Source organism: Jeotgalibacillus sp. ET6, from assembly GCF_029667115.1.
Taxonomy (GTDB): domain Bacteria; phylum Bacillota; class Bacilli; order Bacillales; family Jeotgalibacillaceae; genus Jeotgalibacillus.
Genome location: NZ_JARUIU010000003.1, coordinates 311,906 through 326,593 on the forward strand (window position 1 = coordinate 311,906; position 14,688 = coordinate 326,593).

Annotated in this window: 13 protein-coding genes; 6 read left to right on the forward strand and 7 right to left on the reverse strand. The window is 44.7% G+C overall.

What is annotated here, in order from left to right:
* Positions 1 to 222: 222 nt before the first annotated feature.
* From P6709_RS10355 to P6709_RS10385, 7 genes are all read right to left on the reverse strand, one after another.
* On the reverse strand, positions 223 to 1,059 hold the full coding sequence (locus P6709_RS10355) for a sugar phosphate isomerase/epimerase family protein (RefSeq protein WP_278240848.1): 837 nt from the start codon (positions 1,057 to 1,059) through the stop codon (positions 223 to 225).
* Positions 1,056 to 2,045 (reverse strand): DUF6005 family protein, encoded by a 990-nt coding sequence (locus P6709_RS10360; RefSeq protein WP_278240849.1) that lies wholly within the window; start codon positions 2,043 to 2,045, stop codon positions 1,056 to 1,058. Before P6709_RS10360 ends, P6709_RS10355 begins: the two co-directional genes overlap by 4 nt.
* Positions 2,042 to 2,308: a petrobactin biosynthesis protein AsbD gene (asbD, locus tag P6709_RS10365; protein WP_278240850.1), complete on the reverse strand. Its 267-nt coding sequence runs from the start codon at positions 2,306 to 2,308 to the stop codon at positions 2,042 to 2,044. The genes P6709_RS10360 and asbD overlap by 4 nt, the downstream gene beginning before the upstream one ends.
* On the reverse strand, positions 2,305 to 3,531 hold the full coding sequence (locus P6709_RS10370) for an AMP-binding protein (protein ID WP_278240851.1): 1,227 nt from the start codon (positions 3,529 to 3,531) through the stop codon (positions 2,305 to 2,307). Before P6709_RS10370 ends, asbD begins: the two co-directional genes overlap by 4 nt.
* A gap of 12 nt (positions 3,532 to 3,543) precedes the next feature.
* Positions 3,544 to 5,205, reverse strand: a complete 1,662-nt coding sequence (locus P6709_RS10375; protein ID WP_278240852.1) for an IucA/IucC family protein — start codon at positions 5,203 to 5,205, stop codon at positions 3,544 to 3,546.
* A complete protein-coding gene (locus P6709_RS10380; RefSeq protein WP_278240853.1) occupies positions 5,144 to 6,949 on the reverse strand; it encodes an IucA/IucC family protein in 1,806 nt (601 codons plus the stop codon). Before P6709_RS10380 ends, P6709_RS10375 begins: the two co-directional genes overlap by 62 nt.
* A 216-nt stretch (positions 6,950 to 7,165) precedes the next feature.
* Complete coding sequence (locus P6709_RS10385) at positions 7,166 to 7,492, reverse strand: antibiotic biosynthesis monooxygenase (protein ID WP_278240854.1); 327 nt, start codon at positions 7,490 to 7,492, stop codon at positions 7,166 to 7,168.
* A 252-nt stretch (positions 7,493 to 7,744) separates the two neighbouring features.
* On the opposite strand from P6709_RS10385, the gene P6709_RS10390 reads away from it, so the two are divergent.
* The 6 genes from P6709_RS10390 (at position 7,745) to P6709_RS10415 (ending at position 14,647) form a co-directional block, all read left to right on the forward strand.
* Entirely contained in the window at positions 7,745 to 8,131 is a 387-nt protein-coding gene (locus P6709_RS10390; protein WP_041055344.1) for a GntR family transcriptional regulator, read from the forward strand.
* Positions 8,124 to 9,026, forward strand: a complete 903-nt coding sequence (locus tag P6709_RS10395; RefSeq protein ID WP_278240855.1) for an ABC transporter ATP-binding protein — start codon at positions 8,124 to 8,126, stop codon at positions 9,024 to 9,026. Before P6709_RS10390 ends, P6709_RS10395 begins: the two co-directional genes overlap by 8 nt.
* A complete protein-coding gene (locus tag P6709_RS10400) occupies positions 8,998 to 10,968 on the forward strand; it encodes a DUF6449 domain-containing protein (protein WP_278240856.1) in 1,971 nt (656 codons plus the stop codon). Before P6709_RS10395 ends, P6709_RS10400 begins: the two co-directional genes overlap by 29 nt.
* Before the next feature lie 92 nt (positions 10,969 to 11,060).
* Positions 11,061 to 11,753 carry an ABC transporter ATP-binding protein gene (locus P6709_RS10405; protein ID WP_278240857.1) on the forward strand — a complete coding sequence of 231 codons (693 nt, stop codon included), beginning with the start codon at positions 11,061 to 11,063 and terminating at the stop codon, positions 11,751 to 11,753.
* Positions 11,750 to 13,081: an ABC transporter permease gene (locus tag P6709_RS10410; RefSeq protein ID WP_278240858.1), complete on the forward strand. Its 1,332-nt coding sequence runs from the start codon at positions 11,750 to 11,752 to the stop codon at positions 13,079 to 13,081. The genes P6709_RS10405 and P6709_RS10410 overlap by 4 nt, the downstream gene beginning before the upstream one ends.
* 270 nt (positions 13,082 to 13,351) lie before the next feature.
* On the forward strand, positions 13,352 to 14,647 hold the full coding sequence (locus tag P6709_RS10415; protein WP_278240859.1) for a M48 family metallopeptidase: 1,296 nt from the start codon (positions 13,352 to 13,354) through the stop codon (positions 14,645 to 14,647).
* The last annotated feature ends 41 nt before the right edge of the window (positions 14,648 to 14,688 follow it).

The window sequence follows — 14,688 nt, forward strand, 5'->3', positions numbered from 1 at the left end:
GGTTTATTTTACTTCAAACTAAAAAAGCTGTGAAATTGGCTTCACAGCTTTTGAGGTTAACTGATGATTACATGCAGATTGCCGGTAAAACTTATCCACACTTTATCCAATTTAAAATCGTCAGACGAATAAAGTTATTAAAATAATCAGAGTTATTCACATTACTTATACACATATACACGTTTTTATGGTTCAGAACATCCTATCGTTCGGAAAAGTTATTCACATGTGTATAACTGCTTTTTGATAATGCAAGAATTGCTGAATAGCTTTGCGGTCTTTTTTTAGTACGTGATCCGGGTTTGGACCAAACCACTCCAGGCTGCCCGGAAGCAAATCCAATTTAGAAGCGAGCTTTCTGAAAAAACAGGTGTAATCTACTGCCCCTTCAAATAAGCTGACCATTCCGTTTCGATCGCCTGCTGCAGCATACACATTGGCTGGTTCAAATACGTTCAGCTGATCACGTGAAGCAATATTTTTCAGATGAAGATGCTTGATGGCTGGCTCCAATGTTAAAAAGGCCTCAACTGGATCACTTTTCCCTTCCCATATATGAAGGACATCAAAATTAATCGCTAAAGCTGGATGACCCACTTCCTGCAGCAGTGAAATCGTGGACTCGAGTGTATCGGCGAGTGTATTGGGATGTGTTTCAATTAACAGCTTTTGGTCCCCCTCGAGCCATTGACAGATCTGACGGATTTTTTTTACCATGCCGGACCGTTCAGCGGGAGTTGTATGACCGCTTCCCTTTTGACCGGCAAAGGTGCGGATATGACCGGTCTGCCAGCGTTCAGCCAGCTCCTGGACACGCATTACTTTATGTTGCAGCTCGTCAACAGGCGCATGGAGCGGAAGATAATCGCTAATCATCGATACTGTCAATCCATGCTTCTTCAGCCATTCTGCATTCAGGTTTGGTTGAGAGGATAGATTCTCTGCATGAATTCCCCATAATTCAATAGACGAGAAGCCATTTGCACTGGCAAACAGCGCCAGGTCGTTCATGGATAGTAGGTGATGACGATAGGTAATCGTACAAAGAGACAGTTTCATCCAGTCATTCCTCCTATCGAAATAGAGCCGCGCTCCATTTTGTGACGCCACTCCGAAAAGCTGTCGGTCAGTCCTTCTTTTATATAAAATTCCAGCTTCTGCTGTTTGATAAGCTGCTCCTGGATTTGTTCAAGATGTTTTTCTTCACCTGTAACCGCATATTTTAATAACCGGTAATGCAGCGCTGTAAAGCCGTTTACCAGCTTTTCAATTTCGTTGCACCATGCTTCAAATGTTTCTTCAGGCCGTCCTAGCTGCTGCCAGAAATACGCAAAGGCGTGCTCGTAGGCGTATTTTCGAATGGCCAGCACGGGAATCTGTTTAACAGCATCCGCCAGGTGCTTCCGCTCATTTCTCTTTGCACCCTTTGAATAGGCTGCTGCAATTTTTTCTATCGCATCTGTCAAAGGATTTTCCGTTTTCTTCATGCAGGTTTGGAAGTAGGCTTCAACCGTTTCTTTTGACGGAACTTTAATCGAAGCGGCATCAAAATAATACCCGCCTGCTACAGAGGGTTCACGAATCGCGTCCAAAATTTTCTCCTTAGGCAGTATGCCTTCCCATCGAAAATCCGGATCAAGCATCTTCCACCTATCAGCCTGCTTTGTTGCTTCAACCATGACATAATGGGGAAAAGGACTTTGGTGAAATTTATTTTCCCGTTCAGGAAGCATCGATAAATCCAGCATCACCATGATATGACGGTCCTGTGTTTTTTCTTCTACAAGCTGAATGAGCGTTTGAATATTTTGCTCTTTCGTCTCTTCCTCCCTGAACCATTTTGTAAGGGAGATTCCATACAGCAGGCTGTACCAGTCCTTGAAAAACGTATGATCCATTTTTTCTGAGTGATAGGATAAAACGAAATTCTCAGAAAGATCAAAATCGGCATCCCACACACCGAAATAGTATGGGCGGTGGTCGGCTTGGTGATGTATTTTAATGACCTCGCATACACAGCTGACAAAGCAATGTACCTTTATCATGATTCCTTCACCTCCGCCTGTAGATTCTCAATAAAATCAAGCAGCGTGCTCACGGTTTGAAAATCCTTTGGAATCAGAAGCTCATCAGGGATCTCGACTCCCAATTCAAGCTCGATTTGCACAATCAGCTGCAGCAGCATGACAGAGTCCAGACACAGGTCCTCATTTAACTTCGCTTCTTCACTAAACCGGTGCAGGCCCGGCGCTTCAAGGTCATCCTTCAGCAAATGAAACAGCTTTTCTTTTAGTTCGTTTCGTGTCATCCCGTCATCTCCCCTAATCGTTTTCGGCTGACTTTTCCGTTAGGCATGGCAGCGATGGATGAGACAAAATGCCACTCTACAGGAATCTGGTAGGGAACGAGCCTGGTTTTGCAATAGCGCTTCAGTTCCTCCTCCTGCTCCTTTGAACCGACCAGCTGAACACATACCCTTTCTCCCGTCCATTTATCTTCTTTTTTATATACAACTGCTTCCTGTACTGACGTATTCTCTAGCAGAATCTCTTCGACTTCCTTAGGATAAACCTTCATTCCTGCCACATTAATCATGTCATCCATCCTCGCGGCATACCTTAATTCCCCTGCCTGCGTAAGGACCCCGAGATCCTTTGTGTAAATCGTTTGGCCGTTTTTATGAATAATAATCTCACTTGGACTATTTTCCGTACCTGCTTCTATTTTTACATGCGGCAGGGCGAACCCCATTGCGTCGGGTCTTTCCGGTGATGGATGCAGCGCCACACAGCCCGCTTCAGAGCAGCCATATTGCTGCAAAAGATGTGTCACGGCTTTCTTCACGTGGTTAAACCATTTTGCAGGCATCAGATTTCCCGAGATCATCACGGCGAACAGCTTTTCTTTTGATAGCTGCGCCAGTGGGTAAATAAGCGCTGGTGCAGCGTATATGAGCGCCTTATCCCATTTTTTCACTGCAGACAGGATCGCTTTGGGGTGATGATTTGTGATCACAACAGGTATCGCCTGTCGCTTTAGAGTGGCAAAAAAACCGCAGATTAAGCCATATGAATGGGTCGTCGGGCAGGCAACGATGGAAGGTGTTGAACGGGAAAGCGGGAAAATCGCCGCATACTGTTCCAGCTCCTCCTCAATTGAATGCCAGGTCCGTTCGATTACCTTTGGTTCCCCAGTCGTCCCGGAGCTCATTTGAACGAGTACGCCTTCTTTCTCCCGGTCCAGCCGCTCTGAAACAATGGGAGCAATAAACGATTTATAGACAAGAATATGACTATTTGTTTTTTTGGCAGCGGCCCTCGCTCCTTCTTCTGTCATGGAAGGGTGAAGGGGCACAACCGATCCGCCTCTCTTTTTCATAAACAGGCAGAATAAAAGCCAGTCCTCTATCTTTTCGGTACATACAGCGACACGCAGTGTATGGGCTTCCTTCAGCCATGTGAGCGCTGAAAACCAGCGCTCTGCCGCTTCCGCCTTTTCAATTGAAATATACTCTTTATCTATGTAAAACATCTCGATCACTCCTTATCTTTCATCTGCAAATACATTTACTACTGTATGATAAATGGGCTTGGACGGTGCTATTTTTTGTGAAAGCAAAGCCTCCGCCTGTATCCATTTTTTTCGATAGTCAATTTCTTTTATTCTGCTTTCAAGTTCAGGGTGCTCCTGTTCATATTCTGCAAGAGCGTCCTCCACCCATGACCAAAATAAAGATTCACCTAAAATTCCTTTTTGCTCCAATGCGTTTGATAGCTCCGTAAAATGAAAAACAAATAAGGTATCTATCACTAATTCACGCAGTCCTTCAACTGAAGACATCCAATAAAACTCGTCAGGCTTTCCTTTTTTAAAATCTGGATGAATAGCCCAAAAACGGGGTGCCTTTTCGGGCTCAGTTAAAAAAGATTCCACATACTCAATGCTGTCATGAAAGTCACGAACCGCCATTCCAGCAGGCCAGCCATCTTTTACGATCAGCACAACGTTTTGAGCGTGTGCCTCAAGGGCAATGCCATGGCGAACTAGAAAGTGCCAAATAGGGATGATAACAATCTGAATCAATTGTTTCAGCCATTTTTCCACGCCGTATTGCTTCAGCCAGTTTTCAATAAATAACTTCCCGTTTCCTTCTGTTAAGCTGCAGGCGTTAAGCGGCACGGCTTCCTCTCCCGCTGCCAGGACAGAACGCGGACTTTCACGGAAGATCACGCCGATTTCACCAGGGTGGACGTCACATTCAGCAGGCTCCCAGCACGCACTCGCATATTCCTCTAACACTGTCGTTATCGAGAGAAGGGGATCGGCTTTTACAATGGAACTCAGCCACTCTGAAATAGCCGGTGCCGCAGCGGCTGCCGGTGGTGCTATTGTTCGGATGGATGACGTATGAGTCAGATTCATCGGGAGCTTAATATGCGCTTTCTCGCTTCGCTCTGTATTCCAAAGCGTGCGAATGGACTGTGTAGCTCTGTATGATTCAGCCGCTTCTCCCAGAAAAATCGCCCCTTTTACCTTGTCACACACTGCTTTCCATTGCCATGGATGAACCGGTATAAGCGAGTACTGACTTCTTTGGCCTCCCTTTTTAACCAAACGCTCCATAAGCTCGTCATACACCTGCCCTATCTCTTTTTTCCAAAACAGCTCCTCATTGGAAAAGGATCTGCGCACTTCTTTTTTGGGACAAGCCAGCCAGACTAATGCAAACTGGTTTCCGGCTTCAGGCCCGTAGTGCTCGTGGTCTTCGAGAGAAAATCCTGTTCTTGATTTAAAGCAAGGGTGATAGGGATGCCCTTCCCAAATGGCGGACTCCAGCTCTTCATATGAAAGGCTGCTTCTTTTTTCTGGCTGCGTAAGATGCTGCTCATTCCATTGGGTCAGCTTTTTTGTTTGCTTCAGCTCGAGTGAAAAAGAGGACGGAAAATCTGCTGAATTCAACAATGTGTCGAGCGTAATGGCTTCGCTGTTCGTTCCTTTTTCAAGCCGCATGCTATCCCCTTCAATCCGAATGCGTCCGAATGCCCCCCTTTTCCCGGAACAGTGAAGTACTGCGTCCTTAAGCGGTATGTGAAAATGGAGGATTCCACCGCCCGCCTCTTTTTCTGTGCAGGAAAGAAGATTTTCAAACAACAGCGCTTCGATGAGCTGTCTGCAGACCCGAAGATCCGTTTTGCATCTTTTCATATGCTGCCTCCTCTCTGAATGGATTCCTGATGGAAATATAAACGGCTTTTTCATTCGCTGCTTCAAGTTCATCCACATCCTGAAGACGTGTCAGTAAATTGGCTTTGCAGGCTAGAGATGGCGTTGTTAACATATGTTGAATCCAGCGCTTTCCTGCCCCATTGAACCGCTGCTCAAGCTTAGACAGTTCCTGCTTCACAAAGCGGATGAGTTGTTTTTCCTGGATTAGTCCATCCGCGCCCAATCTGTGGATTACAGAAGATAGATTATTCAGGAATAGGTAATAGGTAAAGCGGTCCTTGATAACTGTTTCGCTGTAAAATAATTCTTCGCTCGCTTCAATGCCAGGCTCTAATTGGAGCAAATACTCCTTGTAAGAAGAAGCCAGATAATAGCCCTGATTATCACGGTAATAACCGTGCACAGGAAAACCGGATGAAACATCCACCACGCAGTTTTGCTGGTGAGCCTCGAGCGCAATTCCCTCCTCTTCATAAAGTGTAATAAGTGGGATCATCATCGTATTCCAATAGCTTTTAAACCACTCCAAGGATGCTTCTTCAATGGACTGGTCTTTCTTTTTACACGCATGTACCAGCTGAAAAATGGCTGAACGCTCACCCGGAAGCGCTTCTTGCACAAGCGCTGCGACAGGCAAGACACCACGACGCCCGCTAAATGGATTTTTTCGGAGAATCACTTCAAAACCTGACTCTTTTTTCTCTTTATGCTGAACAGTTAAATAAGCAGGATCGTGAATAATAGAGAAATTGTCAAAGCGCTGTGCCATTCGTTTCTTTTTAAAAATAGAAGCCATGATCACACCTGCTTCAAGCTCTGAAAGCTTATTCACCCGCAGTGAATTTGTCACTTTTACTGGAATGGAGAATTTCAGCATCCACTCGCTATCTTCCTGAAAAACTGTTCGCAGAGAAGAAGTGGCTGAATAGGTATCACGGCTTTTCCCCGCCACTCTCATTAACCCTTCGTTCATCGCCTCCGCTACCCATTCCTGCTGAAGAAGCCATTGGGTTTGGAGCGGATGCATCGGCACCAGCCGTTCATTCTCAAGCACTCCGATCTCCTCTTCCATTTCAATCACATACTGTGAGGCCGGCTTTTCACCCGCCGTCCCTTCCCTGATCAGCTCCCGGTTAACGGCAAAGTAATCCAGATGAAAAACACCCGATAATTCCGGTGAATATTTTTCCTGCTGCCAAACCGTCATTCCCTGTCTGCTTTTAGGGGTGGGGTGCATCCAGTGCCCAAACGTCAGAGACTGTTCTGCTTGAATAAATGAAGTCTGGCTGGGATGTGGCCGCGGGCTGCGGGTTAAAGAGTGCTCAACCATCTTCGCCATCGTCTGACAGCTGTCGAGCAGCCGGTATAGAAGCTCATCATAATGAGAGCAATGCCCAGCAAGCACGTGCATCTCCTGACAGAGAAGCATTATGACCTCTAGTGCTTCAGCTTCCATGCAGTTCTTATTGTAATAAAGCTTTAACCCGCCAAACTCATGCGTCCCCACTTTGGAATGGTAAAGAATTTCCACGAGCAGACAGGACCGGTGCTTAGGCAGCTTGACCTCCAGCAGTTCTTCTGATGGAAACGATACGGCAGCTCCATGACAGGCTTCCCAGTCTTTTCTGTGCCAAAATTTTTCACCCTTCACTTCCTGTATATAGCTGTTCAAAAACGCCTTAAACGATGCTTTTTCTGCAACTTCCCTGTACTTTCTATTCATCATCTCATCCTTTCAAGGGCCAAAAAGACTACTAATTGAAAATCATTCTCAATCAAGAAGGAAGAAAAAACGGGATCCCCCGTCTTGTTCATTCTCCTCTTTAAAGTCCTTTTTCACATTCAACCAGAGCAACTGCTTCCAAGCCACTCCCTGCCAATCTCTCTACGTGCATAACGTTGCTCATTATGTACCTCGTCATCTCTTGAGATCAAAGCTTTATCTCTCATGAAACGCCTGTTTTCCTCCGAGCACTTCATAGTAATCCTGGCTGCTTCCAAGAATGAAGGAAGGACCCGGTTTCCCTCTTCGTTCCCGGTGTCCGGCAAGATGAACCTCACTTGTTTCCCACGCTTTCCAACCCTGCTCGGTTTCCCAGCGGATCATGACGCGTACTTCTTCTTTACCGCGCCGCTGCTTTTTCTTTAAAACACTTAAATCAATAAAACCGGGCTGTTGCTCAATAATTCCCTCACCCGCAAAACGTTCTGTCATTTGATCCGCATATCCTTCTTCAACCTGTATCGTTTTCATTTGGATAAACATTAATCGGCCTCCCTTTTTTTGGTTGAGTTTATTATAAATAATAATGAGATTCATTTTCAATTAAAATCTAAAATGAAATGGATGAACAGGAATATAGTAGGAGGAACGTACAGTTCAAAAGTTTTCCAGCCCTTTCCCTATTATTTGTCGAAAAAAATTGTAAAACATTTTCATTTCTGCCTATTGACCAACCGTATTAACCGTATTACAATAACTAATACAGATAGTACATTTTAGATGAGGAGGGTGCGGATGTTTACGTTAGATACGCGTAGCCGGGTCCCTATATACGAGCAGCTGATGGATCAGCTGAAGAAGCTGATGATGCGTGATGTCATGCAGGTGGATGAACAGCTTCCTTCCGTTCGAAGTCTCGCACAGGAGCTGACCATTAATCCCAATACTATTCAAAAAGCGTACCGCGAGCTTGAGCGGGAAGGATTTATTTATTCCATACCAGGCAAAGGAAGTTTCGTAGCACCATTTCAGATTGATGCTAATAAGGAGCGATTGGAGATGCTGAAGCAGGATTTAGAGAAAATTGTGAGTGAAATTTTGTTCCTTGGCGGATCAAAGGATGAGCTGATTCAACTGATTGAAAAAGTCAAAGTGGCAGAAAGGGAGGATAAAAATGATTAAAGCGGTTGCTGTGAATAAAAAGTTTGAAGATCTGCAAGCCGTTCACGATCTCTCCCTTCACGTTCGGAAAGGCTCAATCTACGGCCTCCTCGGATCCAATGGGGCAGGTAAAACCACCCTGCTGAAAATGATTGCAGGAATTTATAAACAGGATCACGGGAGCATCACGGTTTCTGATCAGCCTGTCTATGAAGTCCCTGAGAGTAAACAGCGGGTTCTGTTTATCTCTGATCAGCCCTATTTTCTTCATCAGACGTCTTTAAATCAAATGGCTTCTTTTTACGAAGAGGTTTATGCCAATTGGAATGCAAAGCGGTTCAAGCAGCTGACCTCCCATTTACGAATGGATCCGGATAAAAAGCTTTCCCGCATGTCAAAAGGAATGCAGCGCCAGGCGTCGTTTATTCTTACACTTTCTGCTATGCCTGATGTTTTAATCCTTGATGAACCGTTTGATGGTCTTGACCCTGTGGTGCGTCAGCAAATGAAGAACCTCATCTTGCAGGATGTCGCTGACCGGTCCCTCACCCTCCTGGTATCGTCCCATAACCTTCGAGAAATGGAGGACTTTTGTGATTATGTCGGCATCATGCACAAAGGCACTCTGTTATTTGAACGGGATATGGATGAACTGAAAACGGATATTCACAAGCTTCAAATCGCTTTTAAAAAGGTTCCCGACAAAACCTTTTTGGATGGAATGGATGTGCTTCATTATGAAAAACGGGGCAGCGTAGTCTTATGCATCGTAAAAGGAAATGTGGATGAGATTACTGCATATGTAGAAACGTATCAGCCGGCCATTTTTGATTTGCTGCCGCTGACGTTAGAAGAGATATTTATTTATGAACTGGGAGGTGTCGGCTATGAAATCCGGAATCTTATTGTGGAATAAAGGACTGTTTCAGCAGCAGGCACGATCCATCACCTGGATAGCCGTATTTTTCACATTGGCTCTTATTATTATGCTTCCGCTCAGCATCCTGATCGATCATTTAACGAGAGTGGCAAGCGGACAGTTCACAGATTCTTTTTCCTTTTACAATGATCGGTTTAATCCGGTGTTTGAGTTTTCATTTGCCTTTCAATTGATTGTGTATGCGATCTTCCCTATTTTACTGGGGATCATTCTTGTCAATTTCACCACCAAAAAAGCAGCAACTGATTTTATGCACGGTTTGCCTTTTACCCGGCAGACGATTTTAACGAATACCTATCTCGCGGGAACGGCCGCCTTGCTTGCTCCCCTCCTCATAACGGGAGCTCTGCTTGCCATCCTCCTTCCGTTCTTGAATGATCAATTCTACGATTTTGTTGATATTCTCGGTTGGATGGGACTGTCTTTTCTTATCGTGCTTTTATTATTTATTTTTACCATCATGATTGGAATGTTTGTGGGTAATGGCCTTCTTCATGCAGGTCTTACGTACTTGATGATTTTTGTTCCGGCCGGTCTGATTGTGCTTGTTCTCTATAATCTTCAATATTATGTAAAGGGTCTTGCGCTAACTAATTATGCTGAAAATATTATGACAAACGGAATGTTTTTTGTCCGGCTGGCGATGCTGCTGGACGATCCTTTCAGCTTAACGGAGTATGCCATCTATACACTAATTGCAGCCCTGTTTACAGCTGTGTCTTATATCGCATACACAAAAAGGCCGTCAGAAGCAACGGATCAGACCATCGTCTTCCCTTTCTTCCGTTACTTATTTCTCTATGTCCTGACCTTTTTCGCTATGCTCGTGGCAGGCTTTTTCTTTAGTGAAATTCAGCAGGGCAACTTTGCCTGGGCGGTAGTCGGTTATTTTCTTGGAGCATTTATCGGGTATACCATTCTTCAAATGATCCTACAGAAAACACTGCGTCTTGTGTGGCCTTGGAAAGGGTTTGTGATCTATGGGGTGTTTGTTGCTCTTCTCATCATCCCCGTGAACTTTTCTGCAGGGTTTTATGAAAATGCTGTACCTGAAGCGAGTGAAGTGCAAAGTGTCAGTATTAACAATATTTATCAGGATTCTGAAGTCAGGTATATGGAGAGTCCGGAAAGTATTGAACAGGTGATTGCGATCCATGAAACCCTCACGGAAGTGGCTGTTTCAAATACCTACAATATCGATTCCATTTCCATTGATTATAAGTTGAAAAACGGCGGGACATTATCAAGAGAATACCGGGTTCCGTATGAACTTGTCGCTGACCTTACTGAAGAGTTGCGGCGAAACGAGGAATACAAGCTGATGAATGAACCCATTTTCAGAATGCAAAAGAATAATGAAATTACCTATTTAAGCCTTACTCTCCAATATTCGCGTGAAGAAATTCGAATTACAGATATGACTCAAATCCAGGAACTGATGGATGCCATAGAGAAAGACGTGCGGGAAACGCCGAGCCGCTGGCAATTTTCAACAAACGATAACTATTTTGGAGACATTTACTTTAATGGATTGGACGACCAATACCAATCCCATGCAAATGTCTCTCTCTACATGGATTATACAAATACGATCGAATGGCTGAAGGAGAATAATTACACAGAAGGAATGCTCGCACCTGAAGAGCTGGACAGTGTGATTGTTGTACCGGAATGGACCGGCGACTGGAGTATGGAATACGATGAGATCTTATATAACAATGGGGACATCAACCAGCTGCCCGATCCAAAATATATCGCAACGGATAACGAAGAAATTCAGGCGATTTATACTGCCGTTACGGAAGGAGCCGGAACAGATTACACCGTAATTGTTCCGCAGAACGGCAGCTATACCACACTGAGCTTTACTGAAGAAAATGCACCGGACTTTATAAAGGACGCTCTTCCTTTGCCATAACAAGTAAAGAAGGGAACTCGAGCATGAGTCCCTTCTTTCATTTTGCCAAAATCAGCACCAAAAATGGAATTATGCCTTAAGGAGGGTACTAAATGATTGATATTAACCAGCTTTCCCACCACTTTACTTTAGGAAAAAAAGGAGATCTAACCTCACTGTCCGTGTTAGAGAATATCTCCTTTCATGTACGTGCAGGTGAAATAGTAACTATTGTTGGCCGGAGCGGATCAGGTAAATCCACTCTTTTAAACTTAATCAGCGGCTTTATCCGTCCCACTCAGGGTGAAATTATTATTCAGGATCAAAAAGTGAGTGAGTTTGATGAAAGTGAGTTTGCCGCGTTTCGATTGCAGCATATGGGCTTTATCTTTCAAAACTTTCAGTTGATCCCCAGTATGACAGCATTTCAAAATATTGAACTCCCTCTTATTTTAAAAGGCATTAGTGAACAGGCGAGAAAAAAAATGACAATTGAGATGCTGAAAAAAGTCGGCCTTGAGAACTTTTCAGGACACTACCCGAGTGAATTGTCCGGAGGTCAGCAGCAGCGCGTCTCCATCGCCCGCGCACTCGTTCTCGAGCCACCGCTTATTTTAGCAGATGAGCCGACAGGAAGCCTTGACAGTGAAACAGAGGAAGATCTGCTTCGCTTTATTCAGGAGCTGAACAAGGAAATGGGCATTACCTTCCTGATCATCACGCACGACGATGAAGTAGCCGGGATCGGCCATCGGACCATTACACTTGCAGACGGAAAAATGGTAGAAAGCGGGGTGTTTTCATGAAGATCAAAGACCAATTTCGATTCATTCTTCAAAATATGAAAAAAAATAAAATTCGGGTGTTCATGACCGTCCTGGCCACCGCAATGGGCTGTGCCTTTTTAATTGTCCTTGCCTCGGTTGCCTTTGGTCTGCATGATTCTATCGTAAGCGATATGCTTGAAAACAGAACGATTAACGAGATTGAGGTAGTGGGAAGCGAAGAAGGTCAGGGAATCACAGACCAGGATATTGCTAAGTTTGAAGAATTAGAAGGCGTACGTGCGGTTACGCGTCAGAAATTTGTCCAGCAGGATGCGGTTTATTCTATTGATGGATTTGAAGCCAATGCTCCGACTGTTGCTGCACATTTTCCATCTGAGATTGCCTCAGGCGTTGAGCTTGCGGAAGGCAGGTTGCCAGAAGCGCCCAATGAGGTGGTGGTCGGGCATCATTTTATTCCTTCCTTAACTCCTGCAGAAGGAAATCCTGATGAATTCTACAATGAAGAAGGACTCATCAAAGAAGAGCTGCAATTTGATGGGGATGTAATCGGGCAAACCTTTACGATGGAGATTGCCAAAACAGATGGTGATCAAGAAACCACACAAGAATTTGATGTCAAGATTGTGGGTGTCATGAAGGCACCTGGCCGCGAGTGGGAATGGGACCAATATGTCTACATAACCGACGATTTGCTTGGCGAATTGGAGGCCTTCACCGGAACCCCTGGCGCAGCATTAATGGATCCTTCCACTTTTGAAGACGTTTCAGCTGAAGAAGTCCCTTACGACCAGGTTACCGTTATTGCAAGCGATCTTGAAAGTGTAAAAAACGTAAGCGAACAACTTGAAGATCAACAGTATATGTCTTACTCAATTGTAAATGAAATGGAACAAATGAACACCTTGTTCACCATTGCAAAAGCAGGATTGATTTTCATTGGAACCATCGCCATTTTAATTGCCTCCATCGGCATTTATAATACGATGACGATGGCAGTTACAGAACGGGCGCCGGATATCGGGATCATGAAAGCCATTGGAGCAAGTCCTAAAGTGATTAAGCGGATTTTTCTGCTCGAAAGCAGCTACATCGGTCTGATTGGTGCGGCGATTGGCATTGCTGCCGCCTATGTAATTAGTATTCTGGTGAACTTTGGGCTTCCTCTGATCCTCGAAGCAGCGTTTAACGAAGAAATGCCTGCAGGTCTGCAATTTTCATCCATCCCTCCTCTGCTAATTGTGATAGCGGTCGTAATTTGTTTGCTAGTTACCATTCTTTCGGGTCTGCGTCCGGCAAAACGCGCTACAGAGATTGATGTGCTGAAGGCAATGAGAAGAGAAATCTAGTAAATTTTCTTTCAATCAAACATTTGTTTAATTCGCTTTCCTTTTTAATTAACTAATCGAAATAGGCGGTCAGTACAGGCAGAAGATATAGTGAAAACCTCTTCGCTTGATTCTAAAACAAACAGAACAAAAGAACGAAACTCACCATCCCAATCCTTCACCGGCATGGTGGAGGATTTTTTTGTCTCGTACTCTATTGACCCCGCACCCCTTCTGCCTTAAAGTAAAATAGGGTTGTAAAATTAAACCATGAAAAGAGGTATTTGGAATATGACGGCGGGGCCAGTAAAGTCAGAAAGAGAAACGATTTATTTTGTAATTGGGGCAGTGTACAGCGCAATCATTTATCTTCTTGCTATTATTTCGATTGTAGGGATTGGAATTGCTCTTGCGGTATTAGCTGTAGTTCTATTCATGAATGCCATGATGCTCGGGTCCATTCGCGGAAATGGAATCCGCATCAGCCATCAGCAGTTCGGAGATGTATACGAGCGCGTAGAGGAGCTGTCCTCCAAAATGGGGTTAAAGAAAACGCCTGATGTATTTGTGATTCAATCAGAAGGCGCCTTAAACGCTTTTGCCACCCGCTTTTTCGGCCGTAACATGGTGGTGCTCTATTCTGAGGTTTTTGAGCTTGCAAGACAGCAAGGTGCAGCAGAGTTAGACTTTATCATTGCCCACGAGCTTTCTCATATTAAGAGGCGTCATGTGTGGAAAAACATTTTACTTATGCCTGCCCAGCTTCTTCCGTTTCTGTCTCAGGCCTACAGCCGTTCGTGCGAGTATACGTGCGACCGGGAAGCTGCCTATATGACAGGTGACGGTGCTGCAGCAAAACGTGCGCTGACGATCTTAGGCGCAGGAAAACTGATGGCGCGTGAAGTGAATGAAGAAGCCTATCTTGAACAGATTCGCTCTGAATCCAACGGAGCCGTGTGGATGAGCGAAATCTTATCCACCCACCCTATTTTGCCAAAACGCATTCAATCCGTTGGTACCTTTATGAATGACGAATCTACTCCTTTTTACCGCCCAAACTACGGAAAAATCGCGGTTGGGGCCGGCCTTCTTTTCGGAGGATTGTTTGGCGCATATATTTCCGTTCTTCTTGCCATCACAGTGGGTACTACTGTTTTTGCTTCCTTGCTTCCTGAAAGTGACTGGGAAGAAACGGCGTGGGAGGAATCCGGAGATCTTACTCCATTAATCGAAGCTGCTTCCTCCGGAGATCTTGAAACCATGGAGGATTTGATCGCAGCTGGAGAAGATCTTGAAGCGACAGATCCCGGGGGTTCAACGGCTTTGATGAATGCAGTGTATGCCTCTCAAAACGAGGCAGCTCAATTATTGCTTAAAGAAGGTGCTGATCCTAACGCAGCAGATGATTTCAGTTACCCGATCGTCATTGCAGTTGCCAATGAGAACAATGACCTGGCAGCTTTGCTTTATGAATACGGAGCGGATCCCACTGCAGAGGATCCTGAAGGCGATAGCGCTTACTCCTGGTTGAATGTGTCTACTGAAGAGGAATTTGAAGAGGCACTGGGTATAGCAAACAGCAATTAAGATCAAGGCAAAAGAAAATCCGAGCGGATCATCGAAATCAG

Excerpts from the sequence above, each read along its gene's own strand:
- P6709_RS10355 (WP_278240848.1), bottom strand. The coding sequence starts at position 1,059 with ATGAAACTGTCTCTTTGTACGATTACCTATCGTCATCACCTACTATCC.
- P6709_RS10360 (WP_278240849.1), bottom strand. The coding sequence starts at position 2,045 with ATGATAAAGGTACATTGCTTTGTCAGCTGTGTATGCGAGGTCATTAAA.
- asbD (WP_278240850.1), bottom strand. The coding sequence starts at position 2,308 with ATGACACGAAACGAACTAAAAGAAAAGCTGTTTCATTTGCTGAAGGAT.
- P6709_RS10370 (WP_278240851.1), bottom strand. The coding sequence starts at position 3,531 with ATGTTTTACATAGATAAAGAGTATATTTCAATTGAAAAGGCGGAAGCG.
- P6709_RS10375 (WP_278240852.1), bottom strand. The coding sequence starts at position 5,205 with ATGAAAAGATGCAAAACGGATCTTCGGGTCTGCAGACAGCTCATCGAA.
- P6709_RS10380 (WP_278240853.1), bottom strand. The coding sequence starts at position 6,949 with ATGAATAGAAAGTACAGGGAAGTTGCAGAAAAAGCATCGTTTAAGGCG.
- P6709_RS10385 (WP_278240854.1), bottom strand. The coding sequence starts at position 7,492 with ATGTTTATCCAAATGAAAACGATACAGGTTGAAGAAGGATATGCGGAT.
- P6709_RS10390 (WP_041055344.1), top strand. The coding sequence starts at position 7,745 with ATGTTTACGTTAGATACGCGTAGCCGGGTCCCTATATACGAGCAGCTG.
- P6709_RS10395 (WP_278240855.1), top strand. The coding sequence starts at position 8,124 with ATGATTAAAGCGGTTGCTGTGAATAAAAAGTTTGAAGATCTGCAAGCC.
- P6709_RS10400 (WP_278240856.1), top strand. The coding sequence starts at position 8,998 with ATGAAATCCGGAATCTTATTGTGGAATAAAGGACTGTTTCAGCAGCAG.
- P6709_RS10405 (WP_278240857.1), top strand. The coding sequence starts at position 11,061 with ATGATTGATATTAACCAGCTTTCCCACCACTTTACTTTAGGAAAAAAA.
- P6709_RS10410 (WP_278240858.1), top strand. The coding sequence starts at position 11,750 with ATGAAGATCAAAGACCAATTTCGATTCATTCTTCAAAATATGAAAAAA.
- P6709_RS10415 (WP_278240859.1), top strand. The coding sequence starts at position 13,352 with ATGACGGCGGGGCCAGTAAAGTCAGAAAGAGAAACGATTTATTTTGTA.